At 62.0% G+C, this 21064-nt stretch carries 19 protein-coding genes; 12 read left to right on the top strand and 7 right to left on the bottom strand.

The window, feature by feature from the left end:
- Window positions 1-25 precede the first annotated feature (25 nt).
- From bioB to KUA23_RS27515, 10 genes are all read left to right on the top strand, one after another.
- Window positions 26-1081, top strand: a complete 1056-nt coding sequence (gene bioB / locus KUA23_RS27560; protein ID WP_016977842.1) for a biotin synthase BioB — start codon at window positions 26-28, stop codon at window positions 1079-1081.
- A 114-nt stretch (window positions 1082-1195) separates the two neighbouring features.
- Entirely contained in the window at window positions 1196-2377 is a 1182-nt protein-coding gene (gene bioF / locus KUA23_RS27555; protein WP_078050453.1) for an 8-amino-7-oxononanoate synthase, read from the top strand.
- The gene (locus KUA23_RS27550) at window positions 2370-3101 is read left to right on the top strand and encodes an alpha/beta fold hydrolase (RefSeq protein WP_078050452.1); all 732 of its coding nucleotides are present in this window, start codon (window positions 2370-2372) and stop codon (window positions 3099-3101) included. The genes bioF and KUA23_RS27550 overlap by 8 nt, the downstream gene beginning before the upstream one ends.
- Window positions 3094-3906 (top strand): malonyl-ACP O-methyltransferase BioC, encoded by an 813-nt coding sequence (gene bioC / locus KUA23_RS27545; RefSeq protein WP_214497261.1) that lies wholly within the window; start codon window positions 3094-3096, stop codon window positions 3904-3906. The genes KUA23_RS27550 and bioC overlap by 8 nt, the downstream gene beginning before the upstream one ends.
- Complete coding sequence (bioD, locus tag KUA23_RS27540; protein WP_078050450.1) at window positions 3903-4583, top strand: dethiobiotin synthase; 681 nt, start codon at window positions 3903-3905, stop codon at window positions 4581-4583. Before bioC ends, bioD begins: the two co-directional genes overlap by 4 nt.
- A gap of 106 nt (window positions 4584-4689) precedes the next feature.
- Window positions 4690-4971 (top strand): hypothetical protein, encoded by a 282-nt coding sequence (locus KUA23_RS27535; protein ID WP_025857014.1) that lies wholly within the window; start codon window positions 4690-4692, stop codon window positions 4969-4971.
- Window positions 4972-5295: 324 nt separating this feature from the next.
- Entirely contained in the window at window positions 5296-7101 is a 1806-nt protein-coding gene (locus KUA23_RS27530; RefSeq protein ID WP_078050449.1) for a phenylacyl-CoA dehydrogenase, read from the top strand.
- Window positions 7102-7308: 207 nt separating this feature from the next.
- Entirely contained in the window at window positions 7309-8598 is a 1290-nt protein-coding gene (locus tag KUA23_RS27525) for a GGDEF domain-containing protein (RefSeq protein WP_252993143.1), read from the top strand.
- Window positions 8599-8688: 90 nt separating this feature from the next.
- Entirely contained in the window at window positions 8689-10458 is a 1770-nt protein-coding gene (locus KUA23_RS27520) for an acyl-CoA dehydrogenase C-terminal domain-containing protein (protein WP_100492004.1), read from the top strand.
- Window positions 10459-10580: 122 nt separating this feature from the next.
- Window positions 10581-12359 (top strand): acyl-CoA dehydrogenase C-terminal domain-containing protein, encoded by a 1779-nt coding sequence (locus KUA23_RS27515; RefSeq protein WP_078050446.1) that lies wholly within the window; start codon window positions 10581-10583, stop codon window positions 12357-12359.
- 226 nt (window positions 12360-12585) lie between these two features.
- Here the strand turns inward: KUA23_RS27515 and KUA23_RS27510 are convergent, their stop codons facing one another.
- Window positions 12586-13485 carry a LysR family transcriptional regulator gene (locus KUA23_RS27510; RefSeq protein WP_100492005.1) on the bottom strand — a complete coding sequence of 300 codons (900 nt, stop codon included), beginning with the start codon at window positions 13483-13485 and terminating at the stop codon, window positions 12586-12588.
- A gap of 209 nt (window positions 13486-13694) precedes the next feature.
- On the opposite strand from KUA23_RS27510, the gene KUA23_RS27505 reads away from it, so the two are divergent.
- On the top strand, window positions 13695-14963 hold the full coding sequence (locus KUA23_RS27505; protein WP_252993142.1) for an aspartate aminotransferase family protein: 1269 nt from the start codon (window positions 13695-13697) through the stop codon (window positions 14961-14963).
- A gap of 185 nt (window positions 14964-15148) precedes the next feature.
- The gene (locus KUA23_RS27500; RefSeq protein WP_003194776.1) at window positions 15149-15307 is read left to right on the top strand and encodes a YqaE/Pmp3 family membrane protein; all 159 of its coding nucleotides are present in this window, start codon (window positions 15149-15151) and stop codon (window positions 15305-15307) included.
- 5 nt (window positions 15308-15312) lie between these two features.
- Here KUA23_RS27500 and pqqE read toward each other — a convergent pair whose 3' ends face one another.
- From pqqE to pqqF, 6 genes are all read right to left on the bottom strand, one after another.
- Entirely contained in the window at window positions 15313-16443 is a 1131-nt protein-coding gene (gene pqqE / locus KUA23_RS27495) for a pyrroloquinoline quinone biosynthesis protein PqqE (RefSeq protein WP_078050443.1), read from the bottom strand.
- On the bottom strand, window positions 16436-16711 hold the full coding sequence (gene pqqD / locus KUA23_RS27490; RefSeq protein WP_015886196.1) for a pyrroloquinoline quinone biosynthesis peptide chaperone PqqD: 276 nt from the start codon (window positions 16709-16711) through the stop codon (window positions 16436-16438). Before pqqD ends, pqqE begins: the two co-directional genes overlap by 8 nt.
- Window positions 16708-17460 carry a pyrroloquinoline-quinone synthase PqqC gene (gene pqqC, locus KUA23_RS27485; protein ID WP_252993141.1) on the bottom strand — a complete coding sequence of 251 codons (753 nt, stop codon included), beginning with the start codon at window positions 17458-17460 and terminating at the stop codon, window positions 16708-16710. Before pqqC ends, pqqD begins: the two co-directional genes overlap by 4 nt.
- A gap of 11 nt (window positions 17461-17471) precedes the next feature.
- Window positions 17472-18383 carry a pyrroloquinoline quinone biosynthesis protein PqqB gene (pqqB, locus tag KUA23_RS27480; RefSeq protein ID WP_032883902.1) on the bottom strand — a complete coding sequence of 304 codons (912 nt, stop codon included), beginning with the start codon at window positions 18381-18383 and terminating at the stop codon, window positions 17472-17474.
- 66 nt (window positions 18384-18449) lie between these two features.
- Window positions 18450-18524 (bottom strand): pyrroloquinoline quinone precursor peptide PqqA, encoded by a 75-nt coding sequence (pqqA, locus tag KUA23_RS27475; protein WP_003194766.1) that lies wholly within the window; start codon window positions 18522-18524, stop codon window positions 18450-18452.
- Window positions 18525-18683: 159 nt separating this feature from the next.
- On the bottom strand, window positions 18684-21032 hold the full coding sequence (gene pqqF, locus KUA23_RS27470) for a pyrroloquinoline quinone biosynthesis protein PqqF (RefSeq protein WP_252993140.1): 2349 nt from the start codon (window positions 21030-21032) through the stop codon (window positions 18684-18686).
- Between the last annotated feature and the right edge of the window lie 32 nt (window positions 21033-21064).

Genomic DNA, 21064 nt, shown 5'->3' with positions numbered 1-21064 from the left:
CCAAAGCATAATCAAGGAATCGCCCATGAGCGCCAGCACCACCGCCACTTTGCGTCACGATTGGTCCCTCGCCGAAGTCAAAGCGCTGTTCGTGCAGCCCTTCAATGACCTGCTGTTCCAGGCGCAGACCGTGCACCGCGCGCATTTCGACGCCAATCGTGTGCAAGTGTCGACGCTGCTCTCGATCAAAACCGGCGCCTGCCCGGAAGATTGCAAATATTGTCCGCAGTCGGGCCACTACAACACCGGCCTGGAAAAAGAGAAGCTGATGGAAGTGCAGAAGGTCCTCGAAGAGGCCGCTCGCGCCAAAGCCATCGGGTCGACCCGCTTCTGCATGGGCGCAGCCTGGAAGCACCCGTCGGCCAAAGACATGCCCTACGTGCTACAAATGGTCAAAGGCGTAAAGGCCATGGGCCTGGAAACCTGCATGACCCTTGGCCGCCTCGACCAGGACCAGACCGAGGCCTTGGCCCAGGCCGGCCTCGACTACTACAACCACAACCTCGACACTTCGCCGGAGTTCTACGGCAGCATCATCACCACCCGCACCTACAGCGAGCGTCTGCAAACCCTCGCCTATGTGCGTGATTCAGGGATGAAGATCTGCTCCGGTGGCATCCTCGGCATGGGCGAGTCCCTCGACGACCGCGCCAACCTGCTGATCCAGTTGGCCAACCTGCCGGAGCATCCGGAATCGGTGCCGATCAACATGCTGGTGAAAGTCGCCGGCACGCCGCTGGAAAACGCCGAGGACATCGACCCCTTCGACTTCATCCGCATGCTCGCCGTGGCGCGCATCCTGATGCCGCAGTCCCATGTGCGCCTGTCGGCCGGCCGTGAAGCGATGAACGAGCAGATGCAGGCCCTGGCGTTCTTTGCCGGTGCCAACTCGATCTTCTACGGCGACAAGTTGCTGACCACCGCCAACCCGCAGGCCGACAAGGACATGCAACTGTTCTCGCGCCTGGGCATCCTGCCGGAAGCGCGCGAAGAGCACGCGGACGAGGTGCATCAAGCGGCGATCGAGCAGGCGTTGGTGGAGCAGAAGAGCAGCGAGCAGTTTTATAACGCCGTTGTTTGACTCGGACCCTGTAGGAGCCGGCTTGCTGTGGTGAGCAGGCTTGTCCTGCGCAGGGCTGCGAAGCAGCCCCTCCGACATTCTCGACTGAGTTAATCCTGTTAAATCGAGGCCAGCATGTCTTTCGATCTCGCCGCGCGCCTCGCTGCCCGCCGTGCCGAACACCTTTATCGCCAACGCCCGCTGCTGGACAGCCCCCAAGGCCCGGACGTGGTGGTGGACGGCCAGCCGCTGCTGGCGTTCTGCAACAACGATTACCTGGGCCTGGCCAATCACCCGCAGGTGATCGAAGCCTGGCGCGCCGGAGCCTCCCGCTGGGGCGTGGGCGGTGGCGCTTCGCACCTGGTGGTTGGGCATGCCACGCCGCACCATGAGCTGGAAGAAGCCCTGGCGGACCTCACCGGTCGCCCGCGTGCGCTGCTGTTTACCACGGGCTACATGGCCAACCTCGGCGCAGTCACGGCGTTGGTGGGGCAGGGCGATACGGTGCTGGAAGACCGCCTCAACCATGCCTCGCTGTTGGATGCAGGCTTGCTCTCCGGTGCGCGCTTCAACCGCTACCTGCACAACGACGCTGACAGCCTGGCCAAGCGCCTGGAGAAAGCCACCGGCAATACCCTGGTGGTCACCGACGGCGTGTTCAGCATGGACGGCGACCTGGCAGACCTGCCCGCGCTGGCCCGTGAAACCAAGGCCAAAGGCGCCTGGTTGATGGTGGACGATGCCCATGGCTTCGGCCCATTGGGCGCCAATGGCGGTGGGATCGTCGAGCATTTCGGCCTGAGCCAGGACGACGTGCCGGTATTGGTCGGCACCCTGGGCAAAGCATTCGGCACCGCCGGCGCTTTTGTGGCCGGCAGTGAAGACCTGATCGAAAGCCTGATCCAGTTCGCCCGCCCGTACATCTACACCACCAGCCAACCGCCTGCGCTGGCGTGCGCCACCCTCAAAAGCGTGGAGCTGTTGCGCACAGAACATTGGCGACGCGAGCACCTCAGTGGTTTGATCCGCCAGTTCCGCCAGGGGGCCGAGCAGCTGGGCCTGGACCTGATGGACAGCTTCACGCCGATCCAGCCGATCCTGATCGGCGACAGCGCCAAGGCCGTGCGCCTGTCGCAGATGCTGCGCGAGCGCGGCTTGATGGTCACCGCGATCCGTCCACCTACCGTGCCGGCGGGCAGCGCGCGTTTACGCGTGACGCTGACGGCAGCCCACAGCGCGGCGCAGGTGCAGCTATTGTTAAACGCATTGGAGGCGTGTTTCCGCTTGTTAGGCAGTTCGGAGCGAAGCCATGCGTGATCGACTGATATTGCTCCCCGGCTGGGGCCTGGGCGTATCGCCGCTGGAACCGTTGGCCGCTGCGTTGCAGGGGTTGGACGAGCACCTGCAGGTGCAGATCGAGCCGTTGCCTGCGCTGGATTCCAGCGACCTGGCTGAATGGCTCGACGAACTCGACGCCACGCTGCCGGACAACGCCTGGCTGGGCGGCTGGTCCCTGGGAGGCATGCTGGCGTCGGAGTTGGCGGCGCGGCGCGGCGAACGCTGTTGCGGCCTGCTGACCCTGGCGAGCAACCCGTGTTTTGTCGCCCACGACGATTGGCCGAGCGCGATGCCCGCCGAGACCTTCGACGCCTTTCTCGCCGGCTGCCATGCCGACTCCCAGGTCACCCTCAAGCGTTTCGGCCTGTTGTGCGCCAAGGGGGCCGAAGACCCGCGCGGGTTGTCGCGCCTGCTGGTCAGCGGCGCACCGAATACGCCGTCGAGCGTGTTGATGCCCGGGCTTGAACTGCTCGCCCAACTCGACACACGCGAGGCCTTGTTGGCGTATCGCGGGCCACAGTTGCACCTGTTCGCCGGACTGGACGGGCTGGTGCCCGCCGAAGCCGCCAGCGACCTGCTGGCCTTGCTCCCCGATGTTGAAATCGGCCTGATTGAACAGGCCGGCCACGCGTTTCTTCTGGAGGACCCCCACGGTGTTGCGGGGGCGATCCAGGCTTTTTTGCATGAGTGCGTCGATGACTGATTTATCCCACGCCCCGCTGCCGGGGGCCTTGCCGGACAAGCGCCAGGTGGCGGCTTCCTTTTCCCGCGCGGCTGCCAGTTACGACAGCGTCGCCGAGTTGCAGCGGGCGGTGGGCAGCCAATTGCTGGCGCGCTTGCCGGCGAGCACTGCGCCACAACGCTGGCTGGACATGGGCTGCGGCACCGGGTATTTCAGCCGCGTGCTGGCCGAACGGTTGCCGGCAAGCCAAGGCATTGCGCTGGATATCGCCGAGGGCATGCTCAACCACGCACGCCCCTTGGGGGGCGCACATCACTTCGTCGCGGGTGATGCGGAGCGCTTGCCGCTCAAGGATGAAAGCCTGGGATTGGTCTTCTCCAGCCTTGCCGTGCAATGGTGCGCCAACTTCGAGGCGGTTCTCAGTGAGGCCTATCGCGTGTTGCAACCGGGCGGTGTGCTGGCTTTCGCCAGTCTCTGCGTGGGCACCCTGCAAGAGCTGCGCGAAAGCTGGCGCGCGGCGGATGGACTGGTGCACGTCAATCGCTTCCGTACGTTCGAGGCTTATCAACAACTGTGCGCGGGCAGCGGGCTGCGAGTGGTCAGCCTGGAACGGCGCCCCCATGTGCTGCATTACCCGGACGTGCGCAGCCTGACCCACGAATTGAAGGCCTTGGGCGCCCATAACCTCAATCCGGGGCGGCCAGGAGGGTTGACGGGCCGCGCGCGGATTGTTGCACTGGTGCAAGCCTATGAGCAGTTCCGCCAGGCCCCGGGCCTGCCGGCGACTTACCAAGTGGTGTATGCCGTACTGGAGAAACCTCTATGAGCGCCGCTTACTTTATCACCGGGACCGACACCGACGTCGGCAAGACCACTGTCGCCGCCGGCCTGTTGCACGCTGCGCGGCAAGCCGGCAGAAGCACGGCGGCCGGTAAGCCCGTGGCATCCGGCTGCCAGGTCACGCCCAAGGGCCTGCGCAACGCCGATGCCCTGGCGTTGTTGGCCGAATGTTCCTTGCCCTTGAGTTATGCCGAGGTCAACCCGGTGGCGTTTGAACCGGCCATCGCGCCGCATTTGGCGGCGCGTGAGGCGGGTGTATCACTGACAGTGCAATCCTTGCTTAAACCCATGCAACAGATTCTGGCGCGGCAGGCAGATTTCACCTTGATCGAAGGCGCAGGCGGTTGGCGCGTGCCACTGGCGGATCAGGCGAACCTGTCGGATTTGGCCATGGCGCTCAAGCTGCCAGTGATCCTGGTGGTAGGCGTGCGCCTGGGTTGCATCAGCCATGCCTTGCTTACCGCCGAAGCCATCGCCCGGGACGGTTTGCAGTTGGCCGGTTGGGTGGCAAATATCATCGACCCGAAGACCTCTCGTCTGGAAGAGAACCTCGCCACCCTCGCCGAGCGGCTGCCTGCACCCTGCCTGGGGCGCGTGCCCAAACTCAAGCACGCCGGGGCCGAAGCCGTTGCTGAATACTTGCAATTGGACCTGCTTGACTGATTTTGGCTATCAGCAAGGCATTATGCCATTAGTGTTTTTGACGGGCTGTTTGCCGGGATATCTGCTTCAATTCAACTTCACGATTCTCTAAAGGCAGGCTTACGCCATGGAAATCTCTGGAAGCAGCGCGTTTTACTCGGGGCTGAGCACTATTCAGGCCGGGCAGAACCGTGTCGACCAGGCCGCCGGCAAAATTGCCAGCGCCGCGACCACCCAGCCATCGGATGCGCAAAGCGACCGTCTGCAAGCCAACGATCGGGCCCAACCGTCCAACTCGGCAAGCAATATGGTGGAAATGGCCCAAGGTAAATTCCAAGTGGAGCTGGGTGCAAAAGTCGCCAAGGCTTCGGATGAAATGCTCGGTACCTTGATCGACACCTACGCTTAACCCCCCCTCTACATGCCAGTCGGCTCTCGCTTTAAGTGGGAGCTGGCTTGCCTGCGATAGCATCTAATCGTTTTCACTGATTTAACGCGGCGCCTGTATCGCAGGCAAGCCAACTCCAACAGTCCTGTTTCTCTCCTGATCGTTCGTGTGGCATCTCGCCGCAGGCGTTGCCCTTGCGCGATTGATTCACGTCATGACAAACGGCGCCCGGACGACGCTTGACATCCCCAGGTGGTAAACGTATGTTTCAAACACCTGTTTGACCGCCACAGCACAATTCCACGCGGTTGTTCATTCCAGATACATCAGCAGAGGTTTATCGCTATGCCTGACTACAAGGCCCCCTTGCGTGATATTCGCTTCGTTCGTGACGAACTGCTTGGCTATGAAGCGCACTATCAGAGCCTGCCGGCTTGCCAGGACGCTACCCCGGACATGGTTGACGCCATCCTTGAGGAAGGCGCCAAGTTCTGTGAGCAAGTACTGGCACCGTTGAACCGCGTGGGCGACATCGAAGGGTGCACCTGGAGTGAGTCAGGCGTTAAGACCCCTACGGGTTTCAAAGAAGCCTACAAACAATTCGTCGAGGGCGGCTGGCCAAGCCTGGCCCACGACGTGGAGCACGGTGGCCAAGGCCTGCCGGAATCCCTGGGCCTGGCGGTAAGCGAAATGGTTGGCGCCGCCAACTGGTCGTGGGGCATGTACCCAGGCCTGTCCCATGGTGCGATGAACACCATCTCCGAGCACGGCACCCCCGAGCAGCAAGAGGCTTACCTGACCAAGCTGGTGTCGGGCGAATGGACCGGCACCATGTGCCTGACCGAGCCACATTGCGGCACCGACCTGGGCATGCTGCGCACCAAGGCCGAGCCTCAGGCTGATGGTTCCTACAAAGTCTCCGGCACCAAGATCTTCATCTCGGCCGGTGAACACGACATGGCCGATAACATCGTCCACATCGTATTGGCCCGCCTGCCGGATGCACCGGCCGGCACCAAAGGCATCTCGCTGTTTATCGTGCCGAAGTTCCTGCCGAACGCCGATGGCTCCATCGGTGAGCGCAACGCCGTGTCCTGCGGTTCCCTGGAACACAAGATGGGCATCCACGGCAACGCCACCTGCGTGATGAACTTCGACGCAGCCACCGGTTTCCTGATCGGCCCGGCGAACAAAGGCCTGAACTGCATGTTCACCTTTATGAACACCGCTCGCCTGGGCACCGCGCTGCAGGGCCTGTCCCACGCCGAGATCGGCTTCCAGGGCGGCTTGAAATACGCGCGTGATCGCCTGCAAATGCGCTCCCTGACCGGCCCGAAATCTCCGGACAAAGCCGCTGACCCGATCATCGTGCACCCCGATGTGCGCCGCATGCTGCTGACCATGAAAGCCTTCGCCGAAGGCAACCGTGCGATGGTGTACTTCACCGCCAAGCAAGTGGACATCGTCAAATACGGCACCGACGACGAGGCCAAGAAGCAGGCCGACGGCCTGCTGGCCTTCATGACTCCGATCGCCAAGGCGTTCATGACCGAAGTTGGTTTTGAATCGGCCAACCACGGCGTGCAGATCTACGGCGGCCACGGTTTCATCGCCGAGTGGGGCATGGAGCAGAACGTTCGCGACAGCCGCATTTCGATGCTGTACGAAGGCACCACTGGCATCCAGGCCTTGGACCTGCTGGGCCGTAAAGTGCTGATGACCCAGGGCGAAGCGCTCAAGGGCTTCACCAAGATCGTGCACAAGTTCTGCCAGGCCAACGAAGGCAACGAAGCCGTCAAAGAATTCGTTGCACCGCTGGCTGCACTGAACAAAGAGTGGGGCGAGTTGACCATGAAGGTCGGCATGGCCGCGATGAAAGACCGCGAAGAAGTGGGTGCCGCCTCGGTGGACTACCTGATGTACTCCGGTTATGCGTGCCTGGCTTACTTCTGGGCCGACATGGCGCGCCTGGCTGCCGAAAAACTGGCGGCCGGCACTACCGAAGAGGCGTTCTACACCGCCAAGCTGCAGACCGCGCGCTTTTACTTCCAGCGCATCCTGCCGCGTACCCGCACTCACGTGGCCACCATGCTGTCGGGCGCCAACAACCTGATGGACATGAAAGAAGAAGACTTCGGCCTGGCTTACTAAGCCTCACCGGGTTCACTTCCAGAGCCGCCGCTCCTTTACGGGAGCGGCGGCTTTTTTGTGGGCGATAAAAAACCGCAGTACAGCGCTCAGGGATTGTCGCCGGCTGCCGTTACAGTGATGGCAATGTGATACATGTGCGGCAGGGTGTGCTTAACTGTTCGCATAAAGGCACAGTGCCATCATTTTTTGCGGGTCGGAGTTTTACCCTTGTCACGCGTGTCCGTTGTACGGTTCAGTCACTTTCTTCCTTCGTTGCTGCTCTTGCTGGCGGGGCTCTCGGCTGCGTACGTCAAGGACCTCAACGTCTTCTTCACCTCGCTGTTCAATGTGTTGCCGACCCTGGTGCTGTTGCTCGGCGGTTCGTACTGCGCGGTGTACCGCCGTCAGCGTGAACTGTTCTTGATGATCACCGTGTACATCGCCTACTTCCTGCTGGATACCCAGACCGACTTCTACCGCGACAACGGACGTGTGCGCGAAGACGCGGCCGTGGTGTTCCACTTGTGCTGCCTGTTGCTGCCGTTGCTGTTCAGCATCTACGCGCTGTGGCAGGAGAAGACCCACCTGTTTCGTGACTTCGTCGCGCGTGGTGCGGTGTTGCTGGCGATCGGCAGCGTGGCCTTGGCGCTGGAGCAGAGTTATCCCCAGGCGGTGCTGAATTGGCTGGCGGAGATTCGCTGGCCGGCGCTGCACGGCAGTTGGATGAGCCTGATCCAACTGTCTTACCCGATGTTCCTGATCGGCTTCCTGACCCTGGCGGCGCAATACTGGTACCAACCGCGCCCGCTGCATGCGGCGCAACTGGTGGGCCTGCTGGGCCTATTCTGGATGTTGCCGCAGACCTTCATCTTGCCGTTCACCCTAAACATCATGTGCAGCCAGGTGATGTTGATGATCGCCGCCGGCGTGGCCCATGAGGCTTATCAAATGGCCTTCCGCGATGAGCTGACCGGCCTGCCGGGGCGTCGCGCGTTGAACGAGCGCATGCAGCGCCTGGGGCGCAATTATGTGCTGGCGATGAGCGACGTCGACCACTTCAAGCGCTTCAACGACACCCATGGCCATGATGTCGGTGACCAAGTACTGCGGCTGGTGGCGAGTAAGCTGTCCAAGGTCAACGGCGGCGGGCGCGCCTACCGCTACGGCGGTGAAGAGTTCGCCGTGGTGTTCGCCGGCAAGACGGTGGAGGAATGCTTGCCGCACCTGGAAGAGATCCGCGAGATCATTGCCGACTACGACATCAAGCTGCGTAATTCGGACCGTCCCCAGGACGATCAACAGGGGCGTCAGCGTCGTTCGGGCAGCGGCGCTTCCAGTGTGTCGGTGACCATCAGTATCGGTGTGGCCGAACGCCAGGCCGAGCAGCGCACGCCGGAGGAAGTACTCAAGTCCGCCGACCAGGCGCTGTACGCCGCCAAGGGCGCGGGGCGCAACTGCGTGGTGGCGGCCGGGCAAACCCGGCGCGGCGCAGTGCGCATGGAGAGCGCTGCCGGTTGAGTGATGGTGGTGTATTCAGCGGTTCTACAGTGATTGTTCGCGGCAGTGGCTGGCAGTAGGTTGAAACCATCTGCTGACGGAGACATTGCCATGCCTGAGTACAAAGCTCCCCTTCGCGACATGCGCTTTCTGATCGACAACGTGTTTGATTTCCACGGCCACTACGCCGCATTGGGCGCGACCGATGCCAGCCCGGACATGGTCGGCGCGATCCTCGAAGAAGGTGCGAAATTCTGCGAGAACGTGCTCGCACCGCTCAACCGCAGTGGCGATGAAGAAGGCTGCCATTTCGACAATGGCGTCGTCACCACACCCAAAGGCTTCAAGGAAGCCTTCGCCCAGTACGTGGAAGGCGGCTGGCACGGCGTGGCGGCGGACCCGGCCTACGGTGGCCAGGGCTTGCCGCAGTCATTGGGCCTGGTACTCAGCGAGATGATCGGCTCCAGCAACACCTCTTGGGGCATGTACCCAGGGCTGACCCACGGGGCGATGTCGGCGATCCATGCCCATGGCACCGCCGAGCAGAAAGACACGTTCCTCACCAAACTCACCGCCGGCGAATGGACCGGCACCATGTGCCTCACCGAAGCCCACTGCGGCACCGACCTGGGCCTGATCAAGACCCGCGCCGTGCCCCAGGCGGACGGCAGCTACGCGGTCACCGGCAGCAAGATCTTCATCTCCGCCGGCGAACACGACATGAGCGCCAATATCATCCACCTGGTACTGGCCAAGCTGCCGGATGCGCCGGCGGGCACCAAGGGGATCTCACTGTTTATCGTGCCCAAGTTCCATGCCGATACCGGCGCGCGCAACGCGGTGCACTGCGGTTCTATCGAACACAAGATGGGCATCAAGGGGTCGGCGACCTGCGTGCTCAACTTTGATGGCGCCAAGGGCTTCCTGATCGGCGAGGCGAACAAGGGCCTCAACTGCATGTTCACCATGATGAACCATGCCCGCCTGGGCACTGGCATGCAGGGCTTGTGCAATGGCGAGGCGAGCTTCCAGGGGGCGATCAAATACGCCAACGACCGCCTGCAGATGCGCTCGCTGACCGGCGCCAAGGCCCCGGAAAAAGCCGCCGACCCGATCATTGTGCACCCTGATGTGCGCCGCATGCTGCTGACCATGAAGGCCTTTAACGAAGGCAACCGCGCACTGACCTACTTCACCGCACAATTGCTCGACACGGCGCACCTGAGCAGCGACGCCACCCAGCGCCAGGACGCCGAGGACCTGTTGGCGTTTCTCACACCTATTTGCAAAGCCTTCATGACCGACACCGGGCTGGAGGTGACCAACCACGGCATGCAGGTTTTCGGCGGCCACGGTTACATCCGTGAATGGGGCATGGAACAACTGGCACGCGATGCGCGGATTGCGCCGATCTACGAGGGCACCAATGGCATCCAGGCCCTCGACCTGCTGGGGCGCAAGGTGCTGGGCAGCCAGGGCAAGCTGCTGCGTGGTTTTACCAAGATTGTGCATAAGTTCTGTGGGGCGAATGCCGAGCACCCGCAGCTCAAGGGCTATGTGGCGCAACTCAACCAACTGAACGGGGAGTGGGGCGAACTGACCACCAAAGTCGGCATGGCCGCGATGAAGAACCCTGATGAAGTGGGCGCGGCGGCCGTGGATTACCTGATGTACAGCGGCTACGTCATTCTCGCCTACCTGTGGTTGCGCATGGCTATTGCGGCCTTGGCCCACGATGACACCGACTTTGCCAAGGCCAAGCTGGCCACGTGCGACTTCTACTTCAAGCGGCTGCTGCCGCGCACCGCCACCCACCGCGCGGCTGTGGAAGCGGGCAGCGAATGCCTGATGAGTCTGCCTGCGGAGGCATTTGCGCTGTGATGACTTAAAAATACCTATCAGTCACAAGTAGACCCTATGTGTCTGAAAAGTTGTTCGGGTACACTCGGGGCCTGTAAAACCGATCCTACCGAATCACTTTTCATGTTCTCACGAGGTTTGCCATGGCTGATTACAAAGCGCCGCTGCGTGATATGCGCTTCGTCCTCAACGAAGTCTTTGAGGTCGCCACCACTTGGGCCCAATTGCCGGCATTGGCAGACACCGTTGACGCCGAAACCGTAGAGGCCATCCTCGAAGAAGCCGGCAAGGTCACCGCCAAGTCCATCGCCCCGCTCAGCCGCGGCGGCGATGAACAAGGTTGCCGCTGGGACAACACGGCGGTGTTCACCCCGGACGGTTTTCCACAGGCCTACAAAACCTATGCCGAAGGCGGCTGGGTTGGGGTAGGTGGTGACCCGATGTTCGGCGGCATGGGTATGCCCAAGGCGGTGTCGGCCCAGGTTGAAGAGATGATCAACTCGTCGAGCCTGGCGTTCGGTTTGTACCCGATGCTGACCTCCGGCGCCTGCGTATCGATCAACACCCACGCCAGCGAAGAACTGAAAGCCGCTTATTTGCCGAAGATGTATTCCGGTGAATGGGCCGGCTCCATGTGCCTGACCGAAGCCCACGCCGGTACTGACTTGGGGATTATCCGCACCAAGGCCGAGCCGCAGGCGGACGGTTCCTACAAAGTCAGCGGTACCAAAATCTTTATCACCGGGGGTGAACACGACCTCACCGACAACATTATCCACCTGGTGCTGGCCAAGCTGCCGGACGCACCGGCCGGTCCAAAGGGTATCTCGCTGTTCCTGGTGCCGAAATTCATGGTCAATGCCGACGGTAGCCTGGGCGCACGCAACACCGTGAGCTGCGGTTCCATTGAGCACAAGATGGGGATCCAGGCGTCGGCGACCTGCGTGATGAACTTCGATGAAGCCGTGGGCTACCTGGTGGGTGAGCCGAACCGTGGCTTGGCGGCGATGTTCACCATGATGAACTACGAGCGTCTGGGTGTGGGCATTCAGGGCCTGGCGTCCGGCGAGCGTTCCTACCAGAACGCCATTGAATATGCGCGCGACCGCGTGCAAAGCCGTGCACCGACCGGCGCACAGCATAAAGACAAAGTGGCCGACCCGATCATCGTGCACCCGGACGTGCGCCGCATGTTGCTGACCATGAAGGCCGCGAACGAAGGTGGCCGTGCGTTCTCCACCTATGTGGCGACGCAACTGGACATCGCCAAGTTCAGCGATGATGCCGCAGCCCGTGAGCGCGCCGATAACCTGGTTGCGTTATTGACCCCGGTGGCCAAGGCGTTCTTGAGCGACCTGGGCCTGGAAACCACCGTGCTCGGTCAACAAGTGTTTGGTGGCCACGGTTACATTCGCGAGTGGGGCCAGGAGCAACTGGTGCGGGATGTGCGCATCACCCAGATCTACGAAGGCACCAACGGTATCCAGGCCTTGGACCTGATGGGCCGCAAGATCGTCGGCAGCGGCGGGGCGTTCTACACCTTGTTCGCCGATGAGATCCGCGCGTTCATTGCCTCGGCGGGTACCGAGCTGGGTGAATTCACTAAGCCGTTGAGCGCGGCCGTGGATAACCTGGATGAGTTGACCGCCTGGGTGCTGGATCGCGCCAAGACCAACCCGAACGAAATCGGCGCAGCGTCGGTGGAGTACTTGCACGCCTTTGGCTATATGGCCTACGCCTACATGTGGGCACGCATGGCCAAGGCCGCGCTGGGCAAGGAATCGGAAGAAGATTTCTACGCCAGCAAGCTGGGCACCGCGCGCTTCTACTTTGCGCGCTTGTTGCCACGCATTCACTCGCTGAGTGCGTCGGTAAAATCCGGTAGCGAATCGCTGTTCTTGCTGGATGAAGCCCTGTTTTAAGGGATTGGAGGGCGTGTAAGCATTCTCTTACATGACGTGCTGCTATTCGTCCTCTATCGCCAGATTGGATCCACGGATAATCTACTTCACATGGACGTCGCGCAGGAAGCGCAAAGCAACAACACGGACACGTAGGATTCTGCCAGGAAGGCGGAGTGAAATGGATGTCAGGGAAACAGTCTGCAAAGCCCCGCTTCGGCGGGGTTTTCTTTTGCCCGCGAAAAAGTCAGGCAGGCGCCTGCGGGGCATTCATCACGTCTTCCAGCAAAGTGCGCAGCAGCGCCACCGTCGCCTGCTGGCGCTGCACATCGCGGCACACCAACCCCACTTTCAACGGCACCCTGGGTTCACTCAAGGGTTTCCACAGCAGCAACTGGCTGTTGTGCTCGTCTTGGGAGCGCCCCGGAAGCACGGTCGCCAGTTTTGTGTGCGGCAAGCTGTCGAGAATCCCCACCATGGTATTGAGCTCCGCCTGCACTTGCGGGCGCCGTCCGAGGTTGGACAGTTGGCCCTGCCAGATCTGTCGCACCTGGAACTCTTCCCCGAGCAGCAACATGGGCAACTCGGCCGCCTGCTTCAGCGAGACTTTCTTGAATTCGCGCAACGGGTGGTCCTCGGGGATGACCACTTTCAGCTCATCTTCATACAGCAACACGCCATGCAGCCCCGGCTGGCGTGGCGGCAAATAGCTGATGCCGATATCCAGCGAACCGTTCAGCAACCGCCGTTCGATCTCAAGCCCGGTCAATTCGTAGATCTGCACCACCAAGTGCGGCTGAGCCTTGCGCACGCGTTCGAGCATCTGCGGGACCAGGCTGGTGTGCACGGTTTGCAGTACGCCAATGGCCAACGTGCGCATCGCCTGGCCCTTGAAGTTACGCAGCGCTTCAACCGCCTGCTGCAGACCATCGATCAGCGGCAGGGCATGGTTGTATAGCGTGTGCGCCGCCAGTGTCGGGAGCAGGCGCTTGCTGCTGCGTTCGAACAGGCTCACGTCCAGGTTCTGTTCCAACTGGCGAATCTGCTGAGACAGCGCCGGCTGGGAGATCGACAGACGCTCCGCGGCACGGCCTACGTGGCCTTCCTCATACACCGCGACGAAATAACGCAGTTGCTTGAAATCCATAAGACTTACTTATCGAAAAAGCTGGAAAAACGAAATGGCTGTTGGCCCCCGAGACGCCTAGTCTAGCGCCTATTCGCAGGGCTTACAGGGCCGGATCGGGCAATGAACAGCGTTTATGTTGATAGCGTTTACATAGGCAAGGCAAACAATTTCCGGCCAGGGCACAGGGTGTCTACCGACCAAGGTCCGGTTGCCAGCGGGGGTGAGGTGTGAACCTGTTCAATATGCGCCGTCCCGCGCCGAGCCTCGACGACCTGATCCTCGATACACCAGGCGACAGTCCTTCCAGCGAATCGCTGATGCCCACAGTGGCGCGGCCGGCTCAAGTGTTTGTGCGCGGCCAGGGCTCCTGGCTGTGGGACAGCGATGACCGCGCTTACCTGGACTTCAGCCAGGGCGGCGCAGCCAACAGCCTCGGCCACAGCCCACAGGTGTTGATCAAGGCCCTGGCCGATCAGACCCAGGCGCTGATCAATCCGGGTAGCGGCCTGCATAACCGCACCCAACTCAACCTCGTTGATCGCCTGTGCCACCGCACCGGCTGCGACCAGGCGTACCTGCTCAACAGCGGCGCGGAAGCCTGCGAAGCGGCGATCAAGCTGGCGCGCAAATGGGGGCAACTGCATCGCGGTGGCGCCTACCGCATCATCAGCGCGAGCAGTGGTTGCCACGGCCGCAGCTTTGCGGCGATGTCGGCGTCGGCGAGTGAGCGTGGCAATCGTTTTGAACCACACCTGCCGGGCTTCAGCCATGTGCCCTTCAATGACCTGCCAGCGCTGCATGCGGCAGTCGATGCGCAAACCGTTGCGATCATGCTTGAGCCGATCCAGGGTGAGGCCGGCGTGGTCCCCGCGACGGAGCACTATCTCAAAGGGGTCGAGCGCCTGTGTCGCGAATTGGGCATCCTGCTGATCCTCGACGAAGTGCACACTGGTATTGGCCGCTGCGGCACTCTGCTCGCCGAGCAGCAATACGGCGTACGGGCTGACATCATCACCCTGGGCAAAGGCCTGGGCGGCGGCGTGCCCCTGGCGGCGCTGCTGGCACGCGGCAAGGCCTGCTGTTTCGAAGTGGGCGAACTGGATGGCACCCATCATGGCAATGCGCTGATGGCGTCAGCCGGGGTTGCCGTGCTCGATACCGTGCTGGAGCACGGCTTCCTGGAGCAAGTGCGTGAGTCCGGCCTTTACCTTGGCGAAGGCCTGGCCCGCTTGGCCTACCGCTACGACCACGGTCAATTGCGCGGTCACGGCCTGATGTGGGGCCTGACGCTGTCGGATGATTCGGCGCAAGCCGTCGTAAAAGCTGCCCTGCACGAAGGCCTGATCATCAATGCCCCGCAACCTGACTGCCTGCGCTTCACCCCGGCCCTGACCGTGAGCAAAAGCAACATCGACGAAATGCTCCTGCGCCTGGCCCGCGCCTTCTCCCGCGTACGCACTGCACAGCTGCAGTGCCGCAAGGGCATCGCCGTTTAACGCCCTATTCCTGAACCGTCTCGCGGACTACGCGGCGCCTCCGGCCTGATTCTTTTGGCTGGGGGCGTTTTTTTGTCTGCGCAACAACGATGGATGGCCCAACGCCAGATCCCACTGAACCCTCACGAACGCCCAAGGTCGATTAGCTACACGGCTCACACGAGCCGATTTTTTGGAGCTTACCCATGGACATCATTCGTATCATCATCGCCATTCTGCTGCCGCCACTGGGTGTGTTCCTGCAAGTGGGTTTCGGCGGTGCGTTCTGGCTGAATATTCTGCTGACCCTGTGCGGTTACTTCCCAGGCATCATCCACGCCGTGTACATCATCGCCAAGCGCTGAGGCGTTCAGCCTTTTGCGATGAGCCGTGAGTTGCGCTCATTGCGAAAGGCCAGTTGCTCGATGGTCTGGGTGGCATGTTCGGCCTCTTCCCGCGCTTGCAGGATGATGCCGTGCTGCTCGGACTTGCTGCACACCGGGTCGGCATTGCTCGCATCCCCCGTGAGCATGAAGGCCTGGCAACGGCAGCCGCCGAAGTCCTTCTCTTTTTCATCGCATGAACGGCACGGCTCGGGCATCCAGTCGTAGCCACGAAAGCGGTTGAAGCCAAACGAGTCGTACCAGATGTGCTGCATGCTGTGCTCGCGCACGTTGGGAAATTGCACCGGCATCTGACGGGCGCCGTGACAGGGCAGGGCGGTGCCGTCCGGTGTTACTGTCAGAAAGATACTGCCCCAGCCGTTCATGCAGGCTTTCGGGCGCTCTTCGTAGTAATCCGGTGTAACGAAGATCAGCTTGCACGGGTGGCCTTCAGCTTCGAGCTTGGCGCGGTATTCGTTGGTGATGCGTTCGGCGCGCACCAGTTGTTCCTGGGTTGGCAACAAGCCCACACGATTGAGCTGCGCCCAGCCGTAGAACTGGCAGGTGGCGAGTTCGACAAAGTCCGCCTCAAGCGCAATGCACAGCTCGATGATGCGGTCGATCTTGTCGATATTGTGCCGATGGGTGACGAAGTTCAGCACCATCGGGTAGCCGTGCGCCTTCACCGCGCGGGCCATTTCCAGCTTTTGCGCGAAGGCTTTTTTCGAGCCGGCCAGCAGGTTGTTCACCTGTTCGTCGCTGGCCTGGAAGCTGATCTGGATATGGTCGAGCCCGGCCTTCTTGAAGTCGCTGATCTTCTGCTCGGTCAGGCCGATGCCGGAGGTGATCAGGTTGGTGTAGAACCCCAGCTTGCGGGCCTCGGCGATCAACTCGGCAAGGTCCTGGCGCACCAGTGGTTCACCGCCAGAAAAACCCAGCTGCGCGGCACCCATCTCGCGGGCTTCGCGAAACACCTTGAACCACTGCTCGGTGGTCAGTTCCTTGCCCTGTTCGGCAAAGTCCAACGGGTTGGAGCAGTACGGGCACTGCAACGGGCAGCGGTAGGTCAGCTCGGCCAGCAACCACAGCGGCAGGCCGATGGCTGGTTTCTCAGGCAAGGGTGATCCAGTGCTCAGCACGGGCGACCTCCATGAATTGCTCGATGTCTTCGCCGAGCTCCGGCACGCCAGGGAATTGTTTATCCAGCTCGGCGATGATCGCCGCCACGTCGCGCTCGCCGTCGATCAAACCACCGATCAGCGCGGCGCTGTCATTGAGCTTGATCATGCCCTCGGGGTAGAGCAGCACATGGCCCTTTTGCGCGGGCTCGTACTGGTAGCGATAGCCCTGGCGCCAGGTCGGTATTCTGCTGCGATCAAAGCTCATAGGATGATCCCTTTATGCCACACCCGCTGCTCGGTCACGCTGTGATACGGCGGGCGTTTGAGTTCGTAGGCCATGCTCATGGCATCCAGCATGCTCCAGAGGATGTCGAGTTTGAACTGGAGAATTTCCAGCATGCGTTCCTGGCCTTCGCGGGTGGTGTAGTGCTGCAGGGTGATCGCCAGACCGTGTTCCACATCGCGGCGGGCCTGGCCGAGGCGGGTACGGAAATATGCGTAGCCGGCCGGGTCGATCCACGGGTAATGCTGCGGCCAACTGTCGAGGCGCGACTGGTGGATCTGCGGCGCGAATAGCTCTGTCAGTGAGCTGCTGGCGGCTTCCTGCCAGCTGGCGCGGCGGGCGAAGTTGACGTAGGCATCCACGGCAAAACGCACACCGGGCAATACCAGTTCCTGGGAGCGCAGTTGGTCTGGGTCGAGGCCCACCGCTTGGCCCAGGCGCAGCCAGGCTTCGATACCGCCGTCCTCACCGGGGGCGCCATCGTGATCGAGCAAGCGCTGGATCCACTCGCGGCGGATCTCGCGGTCCGGGCAGTTGGCCAGGATCGCGGCGTCCTTGAGCGGGATGTTCACCTGATAATAGAAACGGTTGGCGACCCAGCCCTGGATCTGTTCGCGGGTCGCGCGGCCTTCGTACATCGCCACGTGGTACGGGTGATGGATATGGTAGAAGGCGCCCTTGGCCCGCAGGGCTGCTTCGAATTCGGCGGTGGTCAATGGCGTGTCAGTCATGTCGGTCGCTCCTACAATTCAATGCTCATGCCGTCGTAAGCCACTTCGACGTTGCGCCGCACCAGTTCCGCTCGCTCGGGGGAGTCTTCATCGAGGATCGGGTTGGTGTTGTTGATGTGGATGAGTACTTTGCGCTGCTCGGGCAACTGTTCCAGCACTTCCAGCATGCCGCCGGGGCCGTTTTGCGCCAGGTGGCCCATCTCGCGGCCGGTGCGGGTGCCGACGCCACGGCGCTGCATTTCATCGTCATCCCACATCGTGCCGTCCACCAGCAGGCAGTCGCTGCCGGCCATGATCTCCAGCAGCGGCGCGTCGACCTTGCCCAGGCCTGGGGCGTAGAACAGTTTGCCGCCAGTGCGCAGGTCTTCGACGATCAGGCCGATGTTGTCGCCGGGGTGCGGATCGAAGCGGTGCGGCGAGTAGGGAGGTGCGGCGCTGCGCAGTGGCAGCGGGGTGAAGCGCAGGTTCGGGCAGGCCGGGATGGTGAAGCTGGCGTCCAGCTCGATGCGGTTCCAGGCCAGGCCGCCGTTCCAGTGGGTGAGCATGGTGAACAGCGGGAAGCCGGTGCTCAAGTCTTCATGGACCATGTCGGTGCACCACACCTGGTGCGGGCAGCCTTCGCGCAGGCTCAGCAGGCCGGTGGTGTGGTCGATCTGGCTGTCCATCAGGATGATCGCGCTGATGCCGGTATCCCGCAGGGCGCGCCCGGGTTGCATCGGTGCGAAACCCTGAAGCTGCGCGCGGATATCCGGCGAGGCATTGCACAGCACCCAGTTCACGCCATCGTCGGAGATCGCGATGGACGACTGGGTACGCGCCTGGGCCCGCAGGCTGCCATCACGAAAACCCGCGCAGTTCACGCAGTTGCAGTTCCACTGCGGGAAACCACCGCCGGCGGCGGAACCTAGAATCTGGACAAACATGGCAGCTCCATCAAGCTCAAAACAAAAACGCCCCGGGCGAACCGAGGCGTTGTATTACCCAGCGGATTAACGGCTGGCGAAGTACATGGTGACTTCGAAACCGATGCGCAGATCAGTGTAAGCAGGTTTGGACCAGGTCATATTCTTACTCCTACGAAGTGATGGGACGTTTACTACCAAGTAATACATATAGTCCACCTCCAGTCGGAGATGTTCAGATGTGTGCGTAGGAATGTTACTCAATTCTTTTCAAGTTAGCGCTGTCTTGGTGGAAAAAGCCTTTTGCAGGGGCGGCAATGATCAGCCTGCCGTTTGCCAGATGGTCGAAAGGCGCGGGCCGTTGGCCACGCAACGCCAACCGCCCGCGGCGTCGTTCAATTGCTTGGCGGCGAGCTGCAAGGCTTCCCGTGTACAGGTTTGGATATGAGTGCGCAGGTGCGCCAAATACCCCGACGGATGGCCCGCCAGGTGGGCGTGCCACAGCAGTTCGGCGGCTTGGGCGTTGGGCAGTGTTTGCGCCGAGAACTGCTGCGCCAAGGCCTGGTTGCCCAAGTCATCGAGGCTGTCGATCAGTGCCGGCAATTGCTGGAGGAAGGTGTGCAGGTGATCAGCGATGCCTTCGAGGGACACGCTGGGGGACTGCACACCCAATAGCAGTCCGGTCTGGCCGTTTATCTGTCGGACGCCGCTGAATACGGCGTAGCCGATTTGCAGCTCCACGCGCAGGCGCTGGTAGAACGGCCCCTGGAGCAGATGGCCGAGCAGTCGCCATGCGGCCTCGTCCGCCAGGGACTGGCTGGGTGCCGGGCAAAACAGCAGTAAGGCGGCTTCGGTTGAGTCGGTATGCACCTCATGCCAGATACGTTGGCCGCTGAGGGGCGGCGCGACCGGAGTGAGGCTCGCGGGTTGCCCCGGTAGACGAGCCGCTGCGGTTTTGATCGCGGCTTCATGCGCGGCAGAGAAGCCCAGCCCCAGGCCTTGCCAGCGCGCGGTGGCCCAGGATGCCGGTTCGGGCATGGTCGAGGTGCAGCAAGCGGGCAGCGCCTTGAGCAAGGTTCGGATGGCAATCATGGGCGGCGAGACGGCTGGGGCGGCGTGCGGTTCGCTCAGGCTCCGCGCCAATACCTCCAGCACGGCTGGAATGGGTTCCTGTAGCCCGACCATCTTCACCAGCTCGTGGCTACCCAGGCATTCGAACGACACATCAACGCCCGCTTGACGAGCATTTTCGCGCAGCGACTGCACGGCGCTTTCCAGCCCGGACGGCGCAGACTGCCATTGCAGATACAGCGCACCTTCATCGCTGTCGGCCGCCACTGCCTGGCTGAACGCCAGCGCCGATACCTCACGACGCCCGCGGGAGCGATCCTGGGCGAAGGTGCGCAACCCTCGGTGGGCGCTGGTCTGTCCGCGAATCAGGCCGGCGCGCTCTTCCTGCACCGGTGGGCGCAGGAATGGATTGTTCGGCGGCAGTTGCCATGTGTGCCCGGAGGGCGGCAGGTGCAGTGTGTCGAGCAGACTCTTGAGGGCGATGACCGCCTGTTCCGACAGTGCCTCGCTGTCGTGCCGAGCCAGTGCCAAGGCGCCTAGGGTCTGTTGTTGGCGAGCGGCCAGCAGGGCAAATTCTTCGCGCAAGGCAGCCCAGTCGCTGTGTGCGAAAAAACTCAACCAGTCGTGCAGCATCGACTCGACCTGCGGCGCCGATCCAGCGGGATTATTGAGTGTAAAGTCGATATCCAACACCGCCTGCCCGGCGAAGTGATACAGCACCGAAGCCTGCAGTGCACTGCCCAGTTGCCGAGTTTTCAGTTCAGCCAGCAGCCCGCCGGGTGCCGGGGCGTTGAGCCAAGTGCAGAGGAATTCCAGGGCTTCACGCGGGGTGTTACAGGTGATGACGTGGTGCAGGTGATTATCGGCGATGTGCTGATAGCGCTGCGCTTGCCCCTGCATCAATGCCGGTGGCGCGGATTGTTGGCGTAGAGGCCCTGAGGTCAGTTGTTCACTGAAGCGCTGTGCCAAGGCTTCCAGCTCCTCCAGCGGCAATGGGCCGGCGAGGCTCAAGGTCATCTGCCCGCTCTGATAAAACTGCGCGTGGAATTCCCGCAAGGCCTGCTGAAAGGTCTCACGCTCCACCGGCAGGCTGTCGCGGTTGCCCGCATGAAAACCCCGCAGCGGGTGGTCCGCCGCCAGCCCTTCCAGCAACGCGACCTGCTGTTGTGCCTTGGCATCCTGGGCCCAGGCCACATACTCAGCGTGCAGCACTTCGCGCTCGCGCAGTTGATCCTCCAGGGTCAGGCGTGGGTGGGTGAGCATGTCCACCAACCGCTCCAGTCCACCGGCAAACGTTGCGACCGGCAGTTCAAAGAAGAAATCCGTGGTGCGCTCACGGGTGCTGGCATTGACCTGGCCCCCATGACGTTGCACGTAGGCCATCAACCCTTCGTCTGTGGGAAAACGTTCGGTGCCGAGGAACAACAGATGCTCGAGGAAATGCGCCAGCCCCGGCCACTCCGGCGGCACGTCATGGCTGCCAGCTGCCACCCTTAGCACGGCTGCGCACCGCTTCAAACGCGGCGCGTGCTGCAAGGAAACCCGCAAGCCGTTGGCCAGGGTGAGGTGAAGAGGATGAGGGTGGGCCGGCGCAGGCATGGGCACTTCCGAAACGTAGAATGTGCCTATGC

Origin of the sequence: Pseudomonas pergaminensis (assembly GCF_024112395.2) — a bacterium.
Lineage (GTDB): Bacteria > Pseudomonadota > Gammaproteobacteria > Pseudomonadales > Pseudomonadaceae > Aquipseudomonas > Aquipseudomonas pergaminensis.
This window is presented reverse-complemented; position numbering and strand designations above follow the sequence as displayed.